The organism is Frigoribacterium sp. SL97, from assembly GCF_026625765.1.
GTDB lineage: Bacteria > Actinomycetota > Actinomycetes > Actinomycetales > Microbacteriaceae > Frigoribacterium.
On sequence record NZ_CP113062.1, the window covers coordinates 2,608,150 to 2,629,244 of the forward strand.

Annotated in this window: 14 protein-coding genes; 1 reads left to right on the top strand and 13 read right to left on the bottom strand. The window is 72.3% G+C overall.

Annotated features, from left to right (window positions below):
• Positions 1–41: 41 nt before the first annotated feature.
• From dxr to OVA02_RS12875, 4 genes are all read right to left on the bottom strand, one after another.
• On the bottom strand, positions 42–1,118 hold the full coding sequence (gene dxr / locus OVA02_RS12860) for a 1-deoxy-D-xylulose-5-phosphate reductoisomerase (protein ID WP_056045850.1): 1,077 nt from the start codon (positions 1,116–1,118) through the stop codon (positions 42–44).
• 74 nt (positions 1,119–1,192) lie between these two features.
• Entirely contained in the window at positions 1,193–2,206 is a 1,014-nt protein-coding gene (locus OVA02_RS12865; RefSeq protein WP_267658635.1) for an FKBP-type peptidyl-prolyl cis-trans isomerase, read from the bottom strand.
• Positions 2,207–2,242: 36 nt separating this feature from the next.
• Positions 2,243–2,803, bottom strand: coding sequence for an FKBP-type peptidyl-prolyl cis-trans isomerase (locus OVA02_RS12870; RefSeq protein ID WP_267658636.1), 561 nt, complete (start codon positions 2,801–2,803; stop codon positions 2,243–2,245).
• Positions 2,804–2,877: 74 nt separating this feature from the next.
• Positions 2,878–3,369 carry an OsmC family protein gene (locus tag OVA02_RS12875; RefSeq protein WP_056045857.1) on the bottom strand — a complete coding sequence of 164 codons (492 nt, stop codon included), beginning with the start codon at positions 3,367–3,369 and terminating at the stop codon, positions 2,878–2,880.
• A gap of 69 nt (positions 3,370–3,438) precedes the next feature.
• On the opposite strand from OVA02_RS12875, the gene OVA02_RS12880 reads away from it, so the two are divergent.
• Entirely contained in the window at positions 3,439–4,455 is a 1,017-nt protein-coding gene (locus tag OVA02_RS12880) for an asparaginase (RefSeq protein ID WP_267658637.1), read from the top strand.
• Here the strand turns inward: OVA02_RS12880 and OVA02_RS12885 are convergent.
• The 9 genes from OVA02_RS12885 to OVA02_RS12925 all read right to left on the bottom strand — a co-directional run bounded on the left by OVA02_RS12885 (position 4,452) and on the right by OVA02_RS12925 (position 20,887).
• On the bottom strand, positions 4,452–5,312 hold the full coding sequence (locus OVA02_RS12885; protein WP_267658638.1) for a hypothetical protein: 861 nt from the start codon (positions 5,310–5,312) through the stop codon (positions 4,452–4,454). The two genes, OVA02_RS12880 and OVA02_RS12885, sit on opposite strands and share 4 nt — an antisense overlap.
• 95 nt (positions 5,313–5,407) lie before the next feature.
• Positions 5,408–7,303, bottom strand: coding sequence for a zinc-ribbon domain-containing protein (locus OVA02_RS12890; RefSeq protein WP_267658639.1), 1,896 nt, complete (start codon positions 7,301–7,303; stop codon positions 5,408–5,410).
• Positions 7,303–9,675, bottom strand: coding sequence for a transglutaminase domain-containing protein (locus tag OVA02_RS12895; protein WP_267658640.1), 2,373 nt, complete (start codon positions 9,673–9,675; stop codon positions 7,303–7,305). Before OVA02_RS12895 ends, OVA02_RS12890 begins: the two co-directional genes overlap by 1 nt.
• The gene (locus tag OVA02_RS12900) at positions 9,672–11,078 is read right to left on the bottom strand and encodes a DUF58 domain-containing protein (RefSeq protein WP_173150992.1); all 1,407 of its coding nucleotides are present in this window, start codon (positions 11,076–11,078) and stop codon (positions 9,672–9,674) included. Before OVA02_RS12900 ends, OVA02_RS12895 begins: the two co-directional genes overlap by 4 nt.
• Positions 11,079–11,131: 53 nt before the next feature.
• Positions 11,132–12,103, bottom strand: coding sequence for an AAA family ATPase (locus tag OVA02_RS12905; protein WP_200412587.1), 972 nt, complete (start codon positions 12,101–12,103; stop codon positions 11,132–11,134).
• A gap of 34 nt (positions 12,104–12,137) precedes the next feature.
• Complete coding sequence (locus OVA02_RS12910; protein WP_267658641.1) at positions 12,138–17,942, bottom strand: Ig-like domain-containing protein; 5,805 nt, start codon at positions 17,940–17,942, stop codon at positions 12,138–12,140.
• The gene (locus OVA02_RS12915; RefSeq protein ID WP_267658642.1) at positions 17,942–19,306 is read right to left on the bottom strand and encodes a serine/threonine-protein kinase; all 1,365 of its coding nucleotides are present in this window, start codon (positions 19,304–19,306) and stop codon (positions 17,942–17,944) included. The genes OVA02_RS12910 and OVA02_RS12915 overlap by 1 nt, the downstream gene beginning before the upstream one ends.
• A gap of 232 nt (positions 19,307–19,538) precedes the next feature.
• Positions 19,539–20,336, bottom strand: coding sequence for a PP2C family protein-serine/threonine phosphatase (locus tag OVA02_RS12920; RefSeq protein ID WP_123570230.1), 798 nt, complete (start codon positions 20,334–20,336; stop codon positions 19,539–19,541).
• Positions 20,333–20,887 carry an FHA domain-containing protein gene (locus tag OVA02_RS12925; RefSeq protein ID WP_267658643.1) on the bottom strand — a complete coding sequence of 185 codons (555 nt, stop codon included), beginning with the start codon at positions 20,885–20,887 and terminating at the stop codon, positions 20,333–20,335. The genes OVA02_RS12920 and OVA02_RS12925 overlap by 4 nt, the downstream gene beginning before the upstream one ends.
• Positions 20,888–21,095 lie beyond the last annotated feature (208 nt).

Here is a 21,095-nt window from a genome sequence, read left to right on the forward strand (position 1 = left end):
CGGCAGCGCGGCGGGCTCAGCCGGCCAGGAGCGCGGCGGGCTCAGCGGGCCAGCAGTGCGTCCGCCTCGGCACGGGCCCAGCGTTCGGCCTCGAGCACGCCCTCGAGGCTGCTCTCGCCCGCGGTGTGCCGGTCGACGACGGCCTCGACCACGTCGAGGATGTCGAGGTACCCGACGCGTCCCGCGTGGAACGCCAGGACGGCCTGCTCGTTGGCCGCGTTGAAGACGGCCGGGTACGTCCCCCCCGCGCGCCCGACCTGCTTGGCGAGTCGCACGGCCGGGAAGGCCTGTTCGTCGAGGGGCTCGAACGTCCAGGTGGAGGCGCGGGTCCAGTCGAGCGGGACCCCCACGCCCTCGACGCGGTCCGGCCAGGCGAGCCCGAGCGAGATCGGGAGACGCATGTCGGGAGGCGAGGCCTGGGCGATGGTCGAGCCGTCGACGAACTCGACCATCGAGTGGACGATCGACTGCGGGTGCACCGTGACGTCGATGTGGTCGTAGTCGACGTCGAAGAGCAGGTGCGCCTCGATCACCTCGAGCCCCTTGTTGACGAGGGTCGACGAGTTCGTCGTCACCACCAGGCCCATGTCCCAGGTGGGGTGCGCGAGCGCTTCGCGCGGGGTGACGTCGGCCAGCGATTCCCGTGTCCGACCGCGGAACGGCCCGCCCGACGCCGTCAGGACGAGCCGACGCACCTCGCGGTCGGAGCCCGACCGCAGCGCCTGCGCGATCGCCGAGTGCTCGGAGTCGACCGGCACGATCTGGCCGGGGGCGGCGCGCTTCGTCACGAGGTCGCCTCCGACGATCAGGCTCTCTTTGTTGGCCAGGGCGAGCGACGCCCCCGAGTCGAGGGCGGCGAGGGTCGGCGCGAGGCCGACCGAGCCCGTGATGCCGTTCAGGACGACGTCCGCCCGGACGTCGCGGACGAGCTGCACCGACTCGTCGGTGCCGAGCGCCGTGTGCTCGACCCCGAACTCGGCGGCCTGCGCGGCCACGCCCTCACGGTCGGAACCGGCGGAGAGGCCGACGACCTCGAAGAGGTCGGGATGGGCCCGGACGACGTCGAGGGCCTGGACCCCGATCGAACCGGTGGAGCCGAGGATCGTGATGCGACGCATGGGATCAGCCTAGGGCGAGCGTCGTCGGGGCCGCCCACCGCCGCGAGGCGAGCCCTGGTCGGGCGGACCGGGGGCTAGGCGACGGAGAGGATGTCGATGACGAAGACGAGCGTGTCGGTGCCCCCGATGCCGGCCGACGGTTGACCGGCCTCGCCGTAGCCCTCGGCGGGCGGGATGATCACCACGACCTGCGAGCCGACCGTCTGACCGATCATGGCCTTGGCGAACCCGGGCACGACCTGGTCGGTCGAGAACGGTGTCGGCGTGCCCTTGCCCCAACTCTGGTCGAAGACCTCGCCAGTGGTCCAGTTCACGCCCTGGTACTGGACGGTGACGTTCGCGGGGTCGGGGACGACGGGGCCGTCGCCCTTCTTCAGGACCTCGATCTGCAGGTCGGACGGCGGTTCGGTGCCGGGCGGGATCGTCACGGTGGGCCGACCGTCGTCGGCGAGCTCGACCGTCGGGAAACCGTCCTTCGGGGGCTGGGCCTCACCCGTCGCCTTGGTCGGCACGATCGAGACGACGTCCGCGACGATGACCACGGGCGTGGGTGCGGCCGCCTGCTCCCCCGCGGTCGCGGTCGTCATGTCGGCCGCCGAGGCGACGGTCACTGTGCGGCTGCCCGAGGGCACGCAGGCGATGGCGTCGACGATGCCCGGCACGTAGTAGTCGGTGCTCACCGTGAGCTGCGTGGGCTGCTGACCCTCGTCGAAACCGGCCGAGGTGACCTCGGCCCCGGTGGTCGCGTCGTAGACCGCGATGCGGACGTTGGCCACCGCGCCCTGCCCGGCGACCTCGCCGCTGCCCTCGACCAGGGTGGTGCGCTGGGTCGACGAGACCTCGAGCGGGGTGTCGAAGACGACCTCGGGCTTGCTCTCGACCTCGCCCGTGACGTCGACGCCGTCGGACAGCGCCCCCGACGTCGGCGCCTTGCAGTCGCCCGCCGCGCCGCTCGCCGTCGGCGCCGGTGAGGTGGAACCCCCCGTGCATCCGCTCAGCACGAGGACGACGAGCGGAACGGCCGCCACGGCGGCGAACCGTCCTCGGCGGACACGGGCGGACGGACGAGGAGGCGCGGTGCGGATCATCGGGGAATCGTGTCGGGGGTCGGCGGCGACGGTCGACTAGGAGACGGCGAGGATGTCGATGACGAAGACGAGCGTGTCGGTGCCCGAGATGCCGGCCTGCGGGGCGCCGGCCTCGCCGTAACCGTCGGCCGGCGGGATGACGACGACGGTCTGCGATCCGACGGTCTGCCCGACCATGCCGTCCGCGAAGCCGGTGATGACCTGGTCGGTCGAGAAGGTGGCCGGTGCACCGCGCGACCAGCTCTCGTCGAAGATCTCGCCCGTGTTCCAGATGACGCCCTGGTACTGGACGGTGACGGTGTCACCGGCCTGGACCGTGGCTCCGTCGCCCTTGATCAGGGTCTCGACACCGAGTTCGGTCGGAGCGCCCGCGTCGGGGACGGTCACCGTCGGGCGGCCGTCGGCGTCGAGCTCGACCGTCGGGAACCCGTCCTGCGGGGCCTGGGGCTCGCCGGAGGCGCGCAGCGGGACGTCGGCGGTCGCCTGCGACGAACTGCTCGGCGTCGCCGCATCGGAGGACCCGCCGGCGTCACCGGCACAGGCCGCGAGCGACAGGAGGAGGGCGGGGACGGCCAGGAGGGCGAGGGAACGGCGCATGGGGATCTCTCGGTCGGGGTGACGGGGGTCGTGCCGTGGGGCTCGGCGCGGCGGAGGTGCCGTGCCATTCTGCCTCACGCCGGGTCGGCTTCTCTGGACACCGCCACGACGGTGGGCTCGTGACCGACCGGAAAGGCGACCGACGCGGCGATGAAGCACTTGCGGCTCGCCTCGGCGTGCAGCTCGAGGGCGCGCTCGACCATGTCGTCGTCGGCGACGGTCACCCGGGGCCGCAGGGTCACCGAGGTGAAGCGACCACCGCCGTCGTGCGTCTGGGTCATGCGTCCCACGGCGGCGTCCTCGTACGCGACCACGACCACCCCGGCGGCCGCGGCGACGTGCAGGTAGCTGAGCAGGTGGCACTGCGCCAGTGCGGCGAGCAGCAGCTCCTCGGGGTTCCAGCGGTCCGCGTCACCGTGGAAGGTGCGGTCGGCCGACGCCAGGACGTCGTGCTGCTTGCCGGTGGCGACGATCGTGGCGTCGCGGCCGTACGAACGGTACGAGGTCGTGCCCTCGCCCCGGTCGCCCGTCCAACGGACGTCGACGGCGTAGTCGTGGTCGAGCATGCTGCCTCCCTCTCGGGCCCCTCGTCGGTGCGACGTGGTCGCGTGGCGGGCCTCGGTACACTCCCCATCATGACCGACCCCCGCCCCGCCGCGCCCTCCCGTCACCCCCTGACCGCCTCGGCCAGCGTCGAGCTGGCCGTGCTCGAGCGCTCGGGTTGGGACGAGAGCCGTCACCTCGGAGCCGGTGTCGTCGTGGACGCCGACGGACGCGAACTGCGTCGGATCGGGGACGCCGACGCGACCATCTACCCGCGCTCGTGCCTCAAGCCGTTGCAAGCGCTCACGGTGCTGCGGTCGGGGGTCTCCCTCGACGGCCCCCAGGCCGTGCTGGCCACGGCGAGCCACGCGGGCACGCCCGCCCACCTCGAGGTGGTCGAGGCGTTGCTCGGCCGGTCGGGCAGCACCGAGGACGACCTCCTCTGCCCGCCGGACTGGCCCGGTGACCGGGCCAGCGCCCGCGAGGCCACCGCGCCGCGCCGGCTCGCGATGAACTGTTCGGGCAAGCACGCCGCGTTCCTCCTCGCCTGTGCCGAGAACGACTGGGACCCGTCCCGCTACGTCGCCACCGACCACCCCCTGCAGGCCGCGGTGCGCGAGACGGTCGCCGAGTTCACCGGCGAGGCCGCTGACCACTCCGGCGTCGACGGCTGCGGTGCCCCGGTGATCGCGACCACCGTGGTCGGCCTGGCCCGGGCGATCGCGCGCATCACCGGGTCGGTCGGCGCGACCGGGCCGGGACGCGACGGCCACGCCGCGCATCTCGTCGAGGCCGTCCTGGGCGACGCCTGGGCGATCGACGGCCCCGGTCGAGCCAACACGGTGACGATCGACGAGCTGGGCGTGCTGGCCAAGCTCGGCGCCGAGGGCGTCATGGTGATGGGCACGACCGACGGCGTCGCGGTGGCCGTGAAGGTGCTCGACGGGAACGTGAGGGCCGGCACCCTGGTCGCGCTGCGCCTCCTGGTCGACGAGGGGGCCGTCGACGCCGCCGCCGCCGCTCGCGTCGTCGAGCGCACGCTCGAGAAGGTCACCGGCGGTGACGGCCTGGTGGGCCGCATCCGCCTGGGCAGCGGGGTCGACCGCTAGGCGCACCGCGCGACGTCGTCGAGCACCGACACGAAGGCGACCCGCAGGCTCTGTCGGCACGGCCGGCCGTCCTTGAGGGTGACCGTCGCTCCTCCGTCCTGACCGATCACGACGACGGTGTCGACCGGGGGTGGCTCGGCCTCGGGCCGGGCCCCGCACGAGGTCGGCGCCCGGACCACCACGCAGTCGATCGCCGCGGCCGCGTCGACCGACGATGCCCCTGCGGCCCGGAGCTGACGGCGGAGGCCCGACGCCACGGCCTCGGCCACCACGGGTGGACCGACGACCCTCACGGCCGACGAGAGGGGCACGCACAGCGGAGCCTCGTCGAGGGTGGCCGCCTCGGCCCGGAGGCGTGCCAGACGTTCGGCGACCGGGTCGCCCGGCTCGAGGTCGTCCTCGGGACGCCCCTCGAGGACGAGCCCGCTGGAGGCGCGACCCACCCCGAGCACCAGCACCCGGGTCGGACGACGTGCGACGTCGCACTCGTCGAGCCGATCGGCCGTCGGGTACCAGTCGGCCAGCTCACGCGACCGCACCGCCCGGAGGCGCGCGACGACCTCGTCGACGTCGTCGAGGGCGGCCAGGAACCTCGACCGTTCGCGCCGTGCCGTGAGCGTCGCCCCGACGACACGGTCGACGGCCCAGCCGACGAGGACCGCGAGAGCCGTCGCGAGCGAGAGCCCGAGGACGGCAGGCGGCGCGGTCCACGGGACGAGAGCACCGCACGCGGACACGACGGCACCCGTCGACATCGCCGCCACGGGGGTCGCCGTCGGGCGGGGTCTGGCCGGCCCGGACGGCAGCCGGACGCGGGACGGCAGGACCGGTGACGCCGCGGTGGTCGAGGAGTTCATGACTCCAGTGGAGCGGAGCACCGGCCGCGGCGGGTACCGGGTGGTCGGGTCGGGGGAAGGACCGACCACCCTGCCGCGTGGGGAGGAGCCGTGGGTCAGACCACGACGAAGAACTGCTCGCCGATCTCGACCCGGGTGCCACGCGTCACGCGGACGCGGACTCCGGGATCGGCACGGCGGGGCGGGAGGTCACGAGGACGGACGACCGTCCCGTTGCCGGACCACCGGTCGCTGACCCAGAGGGCTCCGGCCTCCTGACCGAACTCCAGATGCGTCTTCGACACGGACTTGCCGGGATCGACGATGCGGACGAGCTGGTCGAAGCGCTCCCCCGGCTGGGGCGTCGGTGCACGGCCGACGAGGCCGGTCCCGTCGACCGTGATGCTCTCACCGGTGCTGAACTGCAGCACGTACTCGGTCCCGAGTGCGCCACGACGGACGATCCGGGTCTCGTCGACGTCGGCGTCGTCGGTCAGGTCGACGGGCGCCCGACGCGGGCGCCAGGACGGAGCCGACGACGACGTGGGAGCAGGGGGGACGTCGGCGACGCTCGGCGTCGCAGTCGCCGCCGGTCGTTCGGCGCGGAATCCCGGGACGTGGTCGATCGGTTCGGGTGCCGGGCGTGGCGTGTCGTCCTGCCGGTCGTCGGCGCCGTCTCGGACGGGTACGTCGTCGCCGGAGCCCGGGCCGTCCGGAGAGGTCCCGGCGTCGTCGGAGCCCGATCCGGCGCCCTCACGGTCCTGTGTAGCGGGACGACGGCGGAGGACGGACTCGTCGTCGGGTCGCCATTCGGGCGGGAGCGGGACGACAGGCCCCGTGAACGACAAGGCAACCGACTGCACGACCGCACCGCATTCGCCGCAGAAGATGTCGTCCTCGTCGATGGGTGCGCCACAGTGCGTGCACCGTTCGGGGACGACGGCGGAGCCCGGTTCGACGAGCGGTACGGGGTCCACGAGCGGTGCGGGCTCGACGAGCGGTACGGGCTCGGGGCGGTCGGAGTCGGGGAGGGCGGGCCGGGACCCGCTCGGGACCGGCGGGCGGAGGTCACGGCCGAGGGCGGCCACCGGGGCGGTGTCGCCGTCCCGCGGCCCGTCGGCCGTCGGCCGCACGAGAGGCGGCGGGCCCGCAGGAGGCGCGACCCGGTCGCCGGGGACGACCTCGGAGGAGGAGTCGGACGAGGGAGCGGACTCGTCCGGCATCACCGTCGCCTCGGGGTCGGTCGCGCCCTCGGTGTGGTCGTTCTCGACCGGCCGGGTTCCGTCAGGGGCGGTGGACGTCTCGACCTCGCCTGACCGGACCTCGCCGTCGTCGTCTCGACGCCCGTGGGACGCCTCGGCGGAGGGGGGTTCGACGGCGGTCACCACGTCGGGAGAGGACTCGTCCGATGCGAGAGGCGTCAACGACGCCGTCCAGAGCGGGGCGGACGAGGGGCGGGGCCCGTTGTCGGGGTGCTCGGAGGGCACTCGGAGCGGTGTCGGCGATCCGACCGTCTCGGGTGCCGGCGTCGCGAGGGCCCCGACGGGGCCGTCGGGGACGGCGGGGATGCCGGAGACGGTGGTGTTGCCGGGGTCAGGGGTCCTCGGGGACTCGGCCCGCGCCTCCTCGGAGGCCGTCGGGCGGTCGTCCTCGCCCGTGGGCACGACGGTTCGATCGTCGACCGGCCACACCGGGGGCTCGGGAGCCGACGCGGGCGCTTCGGACCGGGCGTGATCGACACGGTGAGGCTCGGCCTCGGCCTCGGGCACGCCGGTGTCGGCCTGACGGTCGCGCACCCACCACGGGGGCTGCGCATCGCTGCGGCGGGGGTGCGAGGTCGCATGCGGAGGAGCCTCGGGCAGGTCGGGCGCACTGGTGGCGTCGACGTGCTCGGCGGCGGCGTCGGCCCGACGTCGGGCAGCCGCGAGGTCTGCGCTCGAGACCGCCCGACCGCACTCGCCGCAGAACATCGCGCCGACGGGCAGGGGGCTGGCACAGGTGGGGCAGTACATCAGTCGTTCCTCTGTCGCTCGGGAGGGGTGCGCCCATGGTAACCACGCAAAGACCGGAGCGAGACCGCCGCGGCGAACCGCTGCCGCCTCGTGAGCCCGACGCCGAGGGCGTGTCTCATCTCGGCGACGGCCGTCCAGACGCGGTCGGCGTCGGACTCCGCGGGCGGGTTCGGCGAGAACACCGCACGGTCCGCCACCCGGGCGAGCACCGCAGGACGCGAGCCACCGACGACGGCGGCGACCTCGCTCCGGGTCGCCGCGGGCGGGGTGCGGATGCCGTGGTCGACCACGGCGTCCTGGAACTCGTGCCAGCCGCCGCTGATGCGGTCGGAGGGACTCGTCGCCGTCCGGCGGCGACGACGCCTCCGCGCCTTCAGGACCACGATCGTCACGAACGGGGCCGCGAGCAGACCGGCGACGAGGGCGCTCCAGCCGACGACCCGCACGACCGCCAGGACGATGGCCAACCAGGCCGGGGGCGTCTCGGGATCGTCCTGCTCGGACTGCGGCGGCGTCTGGTCGTCCCGCATCTGAGGGTCCTGGGGTGGGGGCTGGACGACGGACTCGGGCCGGGAGATCTGCGTCGGGTCCTGCACCTGGTCCTCGGGTATGGGACGTTCGGCCGGGTTCGGGTCGAGCGTCACCCAGCCGTACTGAGCGGTGTCGACCTCGATCCAGGCGGTCACGCTCGACCCCGTGACGTCGACGGGGCCCCCGTCCGTCTCGGGGGCGAATCCCATGACGACCCTCGCCGGGAACCCCAGCCGGTCGGCCATGAGCGCGGCGGCCGTCGCGTACTGCTCGGCGTCGCCGATCATGACGGGGTCGGTGAAGAGCTGGGCGATGCGGTCCGCACCGTGCCCGGATCGGCTGACGGGTTCGTCGGCGGTGACGCCGTGGCTCACGTAACCGTCCTCGCGCAGGGCGCTCAGCGCCGCCCGGAGGCGCGCCCCGGGGCCCTGGACCCCGGCGACGTCCTCCTCGAGCGAGGAGGTGAGCTCGTCGGGTACGTCCCGCGGCGTCGGCACGGTGGCGGTCCCCGGTGTGAGCGCGTCGAGTTCGTCGTCGCCGGGCTGGCGGGGCTCGACCGCGTCCAGTCGGTACGAATCGCCCGGCCGCAGTCCGCCGAGGACGGCCGCCGTGCCCGTGAGGTCGTTGTAGAAGAACGCGTCCCGCCGCGCATCCGCCGTGGGTCCTCCGAACGAGACGGATTCGAGTCGGCCGACGGTGGGGAGCCAGAGGTCGTCGTAGGCACCGATCGTGACGTCCACCGCGGTCGCCTGCCCGTCGACCCGGGATTGGTCGACGTCGGACGGCACGCGGGTGAAGAACCCGGAGGCGCTGTCGACCTGGCCGCTGCCGACGCTGTAGACGACACCGTCGTAGGTGTCGAGCGTGGCCACGCGCAGTCGTTGACCGTCACGGAGGCCCGAGACCGTGAGGAGCGTCTGGTCGACGGTGGGCTCCTGTTCGTACGCCCGGAAGCCGCTGAGCGGGCTGACGTGGTCCCGCGGGTCGAACGGTTGCTCGACGACCGTGCGCGCCACGGTCCGCGAGGTGACCGGCGGGATCGCGGCGACGGCGACCGTGCCGGCCGTCCCCGCGACGGCCAGCGTGGCGAACGCACCGACGACGGCCCGGACGGCCACCGGGCGGTGCCCGGCAGACGTCGTGACAGCACGGGTGGTGAGGGCCCCGAGCGCGATGCGACGTCGACGGAGGCGCCACCAGACGACCCAGGCGACCACCGTCACCAACACGGCGAGACCGGTGACGCGGGGCCACCAGGCCTCGCCCGGACCGAGCACGATCGCCGCGATCCAGACGACGACGGGAACGACGACGGCGAGTTCTCCGCGTCGGCTGCGGAGCGCGACGGACAGGCCGACGACCGTGCCGACGAGGACCAGCGCGAAGACCGGCACCAGCAGGGCCTCGTAGCTGCCCACCGGCAAGGCGATGGTGACGAGCTGCTTCCAGCCGAGAGCGGTCGCCGAGACCAACGTCAGGAGGCCCCGACCCGTGGGCAGCACGCCGCCGAAGGCTTGCGACGGCACGGCGAGCGGCACCCCGAGCAACAGGTACGCCACGATCGTCGCCGCGAACACCCACACGCTCGACAGCCGGAGGGCGGCCGTGCCCAGCGCGATGACCACGCCGACGGCGAAGGCGACGACGACGAGCACGACGAAGGCGGCGCTCTCGTACACCGGCCAGAAGGTCACGGTCGCGGCGCCGAGCGAGGCCGCGAACAACGCGACGACCCAGGCGACGAACGGGGCTCGCAGTCGTGACGGCCGCGCGCGGGACCGTGCGCGCGGAGGAGGCGCCGCGGGCCCCGCGGGCGTCCGGACCCCGTCGACGACGCTCATGCGCTCGCCGTTCGGGCGAGCGACTTCTGCAGGTCCTCGAGGAACCCGATGGTCAGCACGGTGAGGTCGGCGATGCGCCTCATGCCGGGGACCGTCTCGGGGTCGCACACGATCGCCACCGCCTCCACCCCCAGGGGGAACTGCAGGGCTGCGGCGCGCATCTCGGTGACCGTCGTCGTGGACCCGACGACGAGGAACGCCACCGAGATCCCCACGACCTGATCACCCGCCACCCGCGCGACGTCGGTGATGGCCAGCGCCGACTCCGCCGACGTGACGACCGCGAGTTCGTCGAGCAGGCGGTTCCGGGTCAGCGTGCTCAGGGAGCGGATCTCGAGGTTCTTCCGCTTGGCGAACTCGGGGGTGGTCTCGCCGACGACGACGCTGACCTCACGCGCGTCACGGATGGCGCGGGCACCGAGAGAACCCGCGACGCTGACGGCCAGTTCGAACTCGTCGTCGTTGGCGAAGTCACCGGCCGCGAGGCTCAGGGCGATGACCAGGTGGCTGCGCCGGCTCTCCTCGAACTGCCGCACCATGTAGGTGCCAGTCTTGGCGGTCGACTTCCAGTGGATGTTCCGTCGTTCGTCGCCCGGCTGGTACTCGCGCAGGGCGTGGAACGAGATGTCGCTGGGCGAGAGGTCACGCGTCGGGTTGCCCTCGAGGTCACGGATGAGACCCGTGCTCGTGCTCGGGATGCCGATGGTGCGAGGGTGCACGAACACCTCGGTGACGCCGGTCCACTCGATCTCGCGTCGGGCGAGGCCGACCGGGTCGCCTCGCACGGTGCTGACCGGACCCACGGCCACGACGCCGCGTCGCGTGGTGGGCAGGTCGAACGACTCGGCGACCTCGTCTCCCGATCGGAGGCTCGGCAGGCCGATCTCGGCGAGACCCGGACCGACGGGGACCTCGACGGACACTCCGAGGATGCGGCGGGCGCTCGCGTTGCGCACCCGCACGGTGCCGGCCGCCGGGGCGCCGACGGCCACGCGCTCGTGCGGGATCTCGAGCGTGATGCGGACGGTGTTCCGTCCGACGAGAGCGAGCCCTGCGACGAGCAGCAGGACGATCGCGGCGAAGCCGACCACCACGAGCTCGGTCCAGCCGAGCAGGTAGCCGACGAGCAGCCCGACCGGTGCGGCGACGAGCATCGACCACCCGAAGGGCGTGACCACCGAGGAGGCGCTGGTGAACGCCCGGCGGACGGAACGGCGAGCCCCACGCGTCGTCCTGACCAGCAGGACGAGCAGGTCCGCTCCGATGCCGGTACGGTCGCCGACGATCCGGGTCCGGGCGTTCGTCAGTCCTTGCGTTCCCGTCGAGAACGCGGAATCGAATCGCTGGTCGGCGCCGCGGGTGCCGACCCGCGGTCGTGTCCGGCCGGCGCGGGACCCGTCCACGGTCGACCCCGGCGCGGGCCGGGCGGCCCGGTCGGTGCCTCGAGGACGCTCGCTCACACGGCTACCCGCTCGGCGGGTGGCGCCGTCTCGATGAGCAGCTGGCTCACGACGCTGGACGGCGTGACCCCGTCGAACTCCGCTTCGGGGTCGAGCACGAGACGGTGGGCGAGCACGGGCTCGGCGAGCGACTTGACGTCGTCCGGGATCACGTAGTGACGACCGAGGGACGCCGCGTAGGTCTTGGCCGAACGGACGAGGGCCAGCGCACCGCGGACGCTCACACCGAGACGGACCTCCTGGGCCGTTCGCGTCCCGTCGACGAGCCGGGCGACGTAGTCACTGATGGTGGGCTCGACGTGCACGGTGCGGGCGAGTTGCGCCATCTCGGTGATGACCCCGGCCTGGACGATCGGGTTGAGGCTGCCCTCGTGGACCCTCGTGGCGGAGCCCTCGAGGATGCGGACGGTCGCCGCGTGATCGGGGTAGCCGATCGAGGTCTTCATGATGAACCGGTCGAGCTGGGCCTCGGGAAGACGGTAGGTGCCGGCCTGCTCGACCGGGTTCTGGGTGGCGATCACCATGAACGGCGAACCCACGGCGTGGCTGACGCCGTCCACGGTCACGCGGCTCTCTTCCATCACCTCGAGGAGGGCGGACTGCGTCTTGGGGCTGGCGCGGTTGATCTCGTCGGCGAGGACGATGTTGGAGAAGATCGGCCCGCGGTGGAACTCGAACCCACCGGCCTTCTGGTCGTAGATGCTGACGCCGGTGATGTCGCCGGGCAGGAGGTCGGGGGTGAACTGCACACGGTTGCTCGAGCCCTGGACGCTCTGGGCGATCGCGCGGGCGAGCGAGGTCTTGCCCGTGCCCGGGAAGTCCTCGAGCAGCAGATGCCCCTCGCTCAGCAGAGCCGTGAACGACAGTCGCACGACGAAGGTCTTGCCCAGCAGCACCTGGTCGACGTTGGCCACCAGTCGCCCGAAGATGTCGGAGAACCAGGTCGCCTGCTCGGGGGTCATGCTCATGTGTCTTCGTTCCTCGATGTGTCGTTCATGGGCTTCAGCTGCAGGTGACCCGTGCGTAGCCGCTGTCGGTCTTGCCGTCGACCGTCCCGCGGATGCGGACCTCCGTCGCCGAGGGATCGACCCGGGACGTCGTCGTGTACGCGCCGTTCCTGTCTCCGGACTGCCAGTTGTCCAGGATGAGGGGCGACACGTTGAACTCGACCGTCGCCGAGAAGTCGAGGTGACCGTTCGACGGCGGGTTGACCACGAGGGGTTCGCCGGGGACGCACGAGACGATGACGGGCCGCACCGTCACGGGCGTCGCGGCCTGACGATCGGACGCGGCGCCACAGAACGTCTCGGAAGCGTCTCGACAGCCTCGGACGTAGACCTGGAGTTCGGTGCCGTATCCCCCGGTGGAGACGAAGCCGTCGGCGGCCAGGGGCTGCCAACCCGTCTGCCCGTTCTGCGACCACTCGAATCGGGCTGCCGTACCCGACACCACGTCGGTCGCGGAGACCCTGACGTCGAAGCGTCCCCCACCGTTCTCGATCGACGCCACGGTCGCGCGAGCAGCACCGGGGGCCTTGAGTGCCGTGGTGCGACCCGAACCCGCGGAACAGAAGGTGCCGTTGTCCGCCTTCACGACGTAGAGGTAGGTGACGCCGTCCTCTGCGGACGAGTCCGTCGCTCCCCCGCCGGCGAGGGGAACGGGGTCACCCGGGGTGTCGCAGGACACCGGCCCGTCCGAGCCGGCGACGCGGACCACCCGGTACGTGGGAGCCGATCCGCCGTTCGCGGTCGACGGCGTCCAGGTGATCTGCACGCCGCCGCTCACGGGGGTGGCCGTGACCTGGGGTACCCCGGGGCTCCCGACGGGTACCACCCGCGTCAGGGACGCCCGGGCCCACGCCGCCTCGCTGTCGACGTCGGCGTCGTTCTTCGCGAAGACGTTCACCGTGTAGTTCTGGTTCGGGACGAGGCCGGGGATGACGCTCTGCTGCACCCCACGGCGAACGGTCTGGGATCCCGTCGTGGGCCCGGACCATTCGACGACGTACGACTGGATCGCGGAGCCCGGCCGGGGATCCGGCGAGTCCGTCCACGTGATCCGGGTGTCGCCCTGGCCCGACGGCACCGCAGTCGCGCTCAGGCCCGTGGGTGCGGCGGGCACGTAGTCGGCACTGTAAGCGGGACTCGGCGCCGATGCAGCGGAGTCCCCGACGCCGTTGGTGGCGACGACCGTGAAGGAGAACCGCTGGCCCGCGGGCAGGTCGGTCAGGGTGCAGACCGTCGCCAGCCCGCAGGCCTTGGAGTACGAGCCCCCGGCCGAACCCGCCCCGGTCAGACGGTAACCGGTCAGCGGCGAGTTGTTGGCCGCGGGAGCCGTGTAGCTCAGGGTGAGCTGTCCCCCCGTGAAGGTGCCCGTTCGGACCGGGGCATTGGGGGCGTTCGGGACGTCCTGCACGCTGATGGTGACGGTGCCCCAGACGTATCGGTCGGGGTCGTCCGTGACGTCGGCGACCTGGTACTGGAGGTTCGTGTCGCCGGGGGCCGCGGAAGCCGCGACCGAGACAGCGAGACTCCGGTTGTCACCGCTCGGCGTGATCGAGACGCCTGCCGGCACGCTCGACCCGTTCAGCCCACGGATCGCCACCACCCGCAGCGCCTGCCCGGGGAAGGGATTGGTCGCCTGGTCGTTCTGCAACACGTCGACCGAGGTCGAGGCCCCGCGCTTGACGACGGCACGATCGGCGGCCGGTTGAGCGAGCGGGCGGGTCGATCCCACGACCGACACGGTGACGGCACCGCTCCGACCCGGGTTGAGGGCATCGCTGACGGCGACGGGGAGCGACCTGCTCGTCCCCTTCGCGGTGCCGGCCTCGGCCGAGACGGTGAGCTTCGACCCGGACAGGTCGAAGCCGAAGCCCGCGACGCCGCCCTGTTCGACCGAGTACCGGAGCTCGTCGACGTCGTCCGGATAGGGGTACGTGGTGAGCCGAGCGAGGTCGAGCGTGCGGGACTGGCCCGGTTCGAGGTCGATCGAGGTGCCGTTGAAGACGGGTGGCTGGTTCTCTCGCGACGTCACCGTGATGGGCAGCACGAGCGACGCCGTCCGACCGTCCGGGTCGTCGGCCGAGCGACCGTCGGTCACCTGGAACGAGATCGAGGCCGTACCCGAGAACAGGTCGGCGGACGTGAACCGGAGGGTCGTGTCGTCGACCACGAGGTCGTCGCCGTTCGAGTTCGTCGCCCGGACCGTCGCGGGGTCGGTCAGTCTGACTCCGTTGGTGCCGGCGGAGATCACGTAACGGTCGAGGTCGATCGTGACGGCCTTCTCGCTCTCGACCGTGATCGGACGGACCGTCCGGTCGACCTGCGGCAGGGCGTCGTCGAAACCGGGCACGACGATGAACGCGTAGGAGCGGACGCCCGGGTCGTCCTTCCTCGAGACCGAGAACGGGACGATCTGGCTCGAATCGGTGATGCGGACGGTCACGCGCGAGTTCGGCGTCACCTCGGCCGTCGAGCCGAATCCCGGGGCAAGTCCGAGGTCGAGCTGCGAGGTGCTGCCGTCCGAGAAGAACACGTTGGTCAGGGGGTTGACCGTCACGGTCTGCCGACCGGCGATGTCGCTGAGTCCGAGCACCGTGTCGTCGGCGAGCGGGTAGTTCAACGGTGCGTCGGGGTCGACGGTCACGGTGACGAAGGTCGAGCTCTGCCCGCCGCGCTCGTTCGACACCGTGTAGACGAGGCCGTACGTCCCGGGGGTCTCGGGGGGCGTCACCGACACCATCGTCCCCGACACGACCTTCGCGACGACACCCTCGCCGTTCGGCTCGACGGCGTCGACCGACAACGCGCCCCCGTCGGGGTCGGAGTCGTTGTCGAGCACCCGGACCGTGATGGAACCCCCGGGTCGCATCGTCACGGCGTCCGCGACGGCGATCGGGTTGCGCGATCCGTCGGCGCGGGTCGAGATCCCCACGCGGACCGTGCCCGTGGCCCGGGCACCCAAGCCGTCCACGACCGCGTAGGTGAAGCTGTCGGTGCCCGCCGAGCTGGCGTTCGCCTGGTACTCGACGTAGTCGGTGCCGACGGTCGACACGCTGCCCTTCTCGGGGTTCGTACCCACCCCGAGCAGCTGGACCGAGTCGCCGTCGGGATCGATGCCGTCGAGCGGAACGCCGATGCGCACGGTCTCGCCTGCGACGACGCGCGCCGTCACCGACTGGGGCGCGGGGGCGGCGTTGCTGCCCGCGTCGACCTCGCGGACCGCGATGGCGACCTGAGCCGAGGCCCGCTGCCCGTCGGGGCCCTCGACGGTGTAGGTCGCCGTGACGTTGCCCGGGGTGGTGGGGGCCAGGTACCGCAGACGGTTACCCGACGCGAAGAGCAACCCGCTGCCGGCCGGGACGTCCCTCTCGAGTCGCGGCACCAGCGTCAACTCGTCGCCGTCGGGCTGCTCGTCGTTGGCGAGGACGTCGATGTCGATGGAGTCCCCCACCCGGACGGTCACCTGGTCGTCGGTCGCGATCGGCGGCTGGGTGATCGCCCGGCGCGGGATCTCGACCACCGTCACGGTGCCGGGCGCGGAGGCGAGGCCGTTGCTGACGGTGTAGCCGAAGGTGACCGGCCCGTCGTCGAGCGGGGCCGCGAGCGTGATGCGGGCGTAGCGCTGATCGAGGGTCTCGACCCTGACCCCGGACGCGGCGGGCACGGCATCGGTCGCCGTGAGCATGAGGACGTTGTTGGCCGGGTCACGATCGGTCGCGACGACGTCGAGCGTCTGCGTGCCCAACGTCTCGACGAAGATCGTCTTGGGCGTCGTGACGGGCGGTGTGCCCGCGTCCGGAGGGGATTGGACGTCCACCCTGACCGTGCCGGTCGCCGTCTGGTCGCCGTCCGTCACGGTGTACTCGAGCAGGTGGGTCCCGGGCACGTCGCTGAGGAACCGGAACGTGCCCTGTTCGTAGTTCGGCGTGACGGTGACGTCGGCCTTCGCCGGGACGCTGTTCAGCTTGACGGTGCCCGTGCCGCCTCGAGCGTAGGTCAGCGGCCGCACGGTCAGCTGCTGGCCCGCGTAGGCCTGCTGCGAGAAGGGCAGGGCTTCGAGGGGCACCTGCCCTGCCCCCATCACGGTGATCGCGAGCGATCCTCGCCCCTCGTCACGGCCGTCCGAGACCGTCAAGGGGACCTCGACGGTCGTGTCGCCCGCACCGGCGTCCTGGTAGACGACGTCCCCCGAGGGCTTGTACGACACTCCCGCCGCCCCTCCTGCCGAGGTCAGGTAGAAGGCGTCACCGTCGGGGTCGATCCAGTCGCCGAGCACCGAGGTGGTGACCCGCCCCGACGACGACACCGACGCCGACGTCCTGCGCGCCTGCTGCGGCGGCGAGTTCTCCGACGGTTGGCGGACGGTGAGGGTGACCGTCGCGCTGGCCTGACCGCCGCGTCCGTCGGAGATGGTGTAGTCGACCGAGAACGTGCCGGAAGCCGAGTCGGTGAGGGTGAGGAGCACCTGTTGTCGGTCGTTGACGAGGTCGATCCGGCCGACGGCATCGTCGAGTGCGGACACGTCGTCGATCACGAGCGGGTCGCCGTTCGGGTCGTAGTCGTTGAGCAGCACGGGCAGGGTGCTCGCTCGACCGGGTCGTGCGCCGAGCGCGTCGTCCACGGCGACCGGTGGTTTCTGGTCGAGATCCAGCTCGGGCGGTTGCTGGTCGTCGTTCTCCTGTTGCTCTTCTAGGTCGCGGTCCTCTTGGAAGAGGTCCGACCAGTTGTCGATGAGCTCGCCGGAACGCTGGACCGCCCACGACCGACCCGACGCCGGATCGTTGAGCACGACCCGGCGCGCGTTGACGTCGAAGACCAGGCTCGCCCCTCCGGTGACCTGGTCGAGGTCGAGGACTCCCCCGCGGGCCGACGCACAGTCGCTCCACGCCGACCCGCCCGCCCAGGCGCCGAAGCGGCAGTCGCCGACGACGACGGGTCGCGCGGGCTTGCCCTCGCGTCCGCCGACGACCTCGGCGACCCGTGAGGAGTCGATCGACACGGACAAGAGGCCGGTGGACGTCGCGACCAGGACCTCGTCGCCCGTGTCGGACCCCGTCTGCAGGGCGAGCCCGCCCGAGGCCCGGTCGGACAGGTCGACCTGCCGTCCGTCGACGACCAGTTCCCCCGTGACGGCATCGAGCACGGCCCAGTGACCGCCGACCGAGGCCACCTGGTACCCGGAGGACGACGAGGCGGGCACGTCGTGCGTCTCGGCGACGTCGGGTGACACCGTTCCGTCGAAGATCGACACCCTGCCGGTGTCGGACGAGTAGGCGACCACACGGCCGTCGGGCGTGACGTCGGTGACCAGTCCCTTGCCGAGGCTGAGATCGGGGTCGACCTCGTTGCTGAAGGACGCCAGGTCCGAGAGCGGTTGGCTCCAGACCTCCCCCGTGCCCTGTGACACGACGAGCACACGGTCCCCGGCGATCGACACGTCGGGCGATTCGGGCGGGAGCGGGACGCTCTCGGCCACCTCGGCCGTGGCGGTGTCGACGACACCGACCGTGGCGTTGCTGCGATCCACGAGCAGGACGTCCTGCTCGCGTTGGACGACCGAGAGGTCGGCACCGGTGCCGCGCACGGCGGAGTTGAGCTGCAGGACGTCGGTGTTCGCCCGACCGATCGCGGCGCGTTCTCCGTTGGCGACCCAGACCGTTCCGTCGGAGAGGTCGACGCGCTGGGCCTCGTAGCCACCGCTGGCCACGGCGACGGTCGTCACGAGCGTGGCCACCACGACCACTCCGACCCCGGTGACGACGGCGGATCGACGACGGGAGGCCCAGTCGAGCAGCCGCCCCATCAGCCCTGACCCGCCGTCGCGCAGTTCTCGTTGCTCTCCGGGCCGGTCGAACCACCGCGGCTCACGGAGACGGTGATGCAGACCTCGTCACCCGGGTCGGCAGGGGTGGCGACGAACCGGTCGGCGGATTGCTGGCTCGTCTGCCCCCCGGTCGAGATGACGTAGGTGTCACCTGCCCGGAGCCCCGGGTCGCTCCAGGTGAAGACCACCGAGGAGCCGTCGCTCGACGACGCGACGTCGGCCACCCGGGGGATGTCGGTCGACGTCGAGCGGACGAGCACCAGCGTCGCGGCGGCTGCGAGACCGATCCCCACCACCGACGCCGCCACGAGGGCCCACGTCACGACGAGCAGCGACCGACGCCGCGTCGGACGTGTACCCGTGCTGCGAGGCACGGCGCGGCTCTGCTGGAGCGAACCGCCGTGCTGCGCCTGGACCTGGGCCTCGGTCGCCCGGCGCCGGCGGCGACGCCGCGAGGCCTGCACGGGGGTCACACCCCGGAGGCGCGTCTTGTCCTCGAGGTCGGCCACGGTCGCCAGGGCCCAGTCGTCGACCGCCACCTCGATGGGGGTCTGCGCGACGCCGATCTCGCTCTCGACCTGCTGGAGCTCGCGCACGAACTCGAGGACGCTGGCCTGGCGGTTCTCGGGGCGCCGCGACATGGACCTCGCGAGCAGTCGCTCGAGGGTGGGAGGGACGTCCGTCCGTCCGGTCGGCACGAGCTTGGCCTTGTCGATGCGACCGATCAGGTCGGACGCGCCGTTCTTGTCGCCGCCGAGGACCTCGAAGGGGCTCCGGCCCGCGAGCAGCGAGTACACCGTCGCCCCGAGGGACCACACCTCGGACTCGATGGTGCCGTTGGTCTCGTCGAGCAGCACCTCGGGGGCCGACCACGGGATCGACATGCCGACGACCTCTTGCGGCTCGCTCTCGCTGAGGGACGCGGCGATGCCGAAGTCGGACAGCACGGGGTGTCCGTAGGCCGTCATGAGGATGTTCGACGGTTTCAGGTCGCGGTGCAGGACGCCCTGCCGGTGGGCCGTCTCGACCGCGCTGCCGATCTTGACGCCGATGCGCAGCACGTCGGCGACGGGGATGCGGTCGCGCCGGTACCGCTCGCTCAACGACGACGAGCAGAGTTCCATCACCAGGTACGGACGGCCGTCGGCCGAGACGCTGGCCTGGAACACCGTGAGGATCGACGGGTGGGCACTCAGCTGGGCCATGAGGTTCGCCTCGGCCTGGAACATCTGGCGGACCTGGTCGTTCACGACCTCGCTGAGCATGACCTTCACCGCGACCTGCCGGCGCGGCATGTTCTGTTCGTAGAGGAACACGTCGGCGAAGCCGCCCGACCCGAGCACGCGCACATGCGAGAATCCCGGCAGGACGGGGGGCGCCGAAGGCAGTCGTCGAGCCACGTCGCCTCCTCTGGGGATCGATGCCGGGTCGGCTGGGCGGAACAGGTCGGCGTCGGTCCGACCGCAGCCATTCTACGTGGGGGTCCCCGACGCCCGAGAGGCCCGTGGGCCCCCCTGTGGACGGACCCGGTCCCCCCATTTCGGGGGCGGGGCCGTCCGTGTCCGCGTGTCGCGCCTACTCGGCGTCCGTCGTCTCGGCGCTCCGGACGTCCACGACGACGGCCGTGACGTTGTCGCGTCCACCCGCCTCGACGGCGGCCTCGACGAGGGCCGTCGCCGCCGGCTCGGCACCGTCGACGCCGCCGAGGAGCTCGGCGATCCGCCCGGCGGACAGTTCTTTGGTCAGGCCGTCCGAGCAGACGAGGAGGCGCAGGCCGGGTCGGGCGGGCACCCTCCAGTAATCCGGACGCGGGTCGACGTCGAACCCGACCGCCCGGGTGATCACGTTGCTGTCGGGGTGCTTCTCGGCGTCGTCCGCGTGCAGGAGCCCCGCGTCGACCATCTCCTGGACGACGGAATGGTCGACGGTCACCTGGCGGAGACGGCCGTCTTCGAACATGTACACGCGGGAGTCGCCCACGTTGAAGACCGTGAAGTCGACCTCGGCGCCTTCTCCCTCTCGTGAGAGGAACGCCCCGGTGGCCGTCGTGCCGACCCCGAGCTCGGTGTCGGCCGCCGCCACCGCGATGTCCTCCGTGGCCACGCGGAGGGCCGTCTCGACGTCGTCCGTGGTGGCGAACGGGCGTGACGCGATCTCGCTCATGCGGCGCACGACCGCGTCGCTCGCCACGTCGCCCGCGCTGTGCCCTCCCATGCCGTCGGCCACGACGAACAGCGGCGCCTCTGCGAGGTAGCTGTCCTCGTTGTGCGCTCGGCGACGACCCACGTCGGTCACCCCCGCCCAGTCGAAGGTGAGCCCCGGGCCGTCGAGGCCGAGGGCGTGGGCGGTCGTGGGGCGGCCGAGCTCTGTCACAGGAGGGGTTCTTTCGTCGGGATGATGCGCTGGGGAGGCAGGATCTCGAGAAGGTTCCCGTCACCTACGTCCACTATCGTGCCTGCACGGGCGACGAGCGACTCGCCTTGCCGGAGAACGACGGGAACGCGTCCGGGCTCGATCACCCGGGTCCCGTTCGTCGAACGCAGGTCGGTGACGACGACGGTGCCCCCGTGCTGGCGCACGTCGACGTGCGCCCCCGAGACCTCGTGTCGCGGAGACGGCACGGTCACCAACCGTGGCAGGGGTCCAGAGCCCACGCGCGGCCCGGTCGGGCGACGCCCCACGATGACGGGCACGTCGAGCGACAGGTCCTGCCCGGCGACCCTCACCCCGTGGAGGCGCGGGGTGGGTCGGCCCGACGGGTTCGGCTCCCCGCTCGTCGGCGGCCGTGCCGGCGGGGAGACCCGGAGGACCGTGTCGTCCGCGTCCGTCTCGTCGACGCCCGAGGGGCGGGCCGGGCGACCGACGACCGTGTCGTCGATCGAGCCGACTCGGTGCCACGATCCTGGTGACTGTTCGGTGGGCATCTCGTTCCTCTCACCGGGGGCTCTGGCGCGGTTCGGCGACCACGACCTCCACGCTAGCGCCCGGTGACCGGTCCGTTCGGGTGCCGCGTCCACACCCGGGCCCAGGCTGCACCACCGCACGTCTCCTCCCCACGCCGGGTGCGGCAGCCGTCGGTTCACACCCGGCCCGTTCTCCGGCGTCCCGACCGGGCGGCCGCCCTAACGTGAC